Origin of the sequence: Salinivibrio sp. ML198 (assembly GCF_001996015.1) — a bacterium.
Lineage (GTDB): Bacteria > Pseudomonadota > Gammaproteobacteria > Enterobacterales > Vibrionaceae > Salinivibrio > Salinivibrio siamensis.
Window position 1 is genome coordinate 1 of sequence record NZ_MUEZ01000078.1, and the last position, 319, is coordinate 319.

Annotated in this window: 1 pseudogene; it reads left to right on the plus strand. The window is 48.3% G+C overall.

Going from position 1 to position 319, the window contains the following annotated elements:
• Window positions 1-319, plus strand: a pseudogene (locus BZG25_RS15815) (IS110 family transposase); the annotation flags it as partial.

Genomic DNA, 319 nt, shown 5'->3' on the forward strand with positions numbered 1-319 from the left:
CCACTTTTCTCTTCACGCGGTGGATGACCACGGAAAAGTCATTCTCCATAAATCTGTTTCACGCGCTAAACTACTGGCTACATTAGCAAATATGCCTACAATGTGCATAGGTATTGAGGCCTGTAGTGGGGCACATTATTGGGCCAGAGAATTCAACAAGCTCGGTCACGATACCCGTATCATGGCCGCAAAGTATGTCGGTCCTTATCGCACAAAAGGGAAAAATGACCTGAACGATGCCGTTGCCATTTGTGACGCTGTTCAGCGTCCAAACAGCCGGTTCATTCCTGTTAAGTCACCCGAACGCCAAGCGATTCTC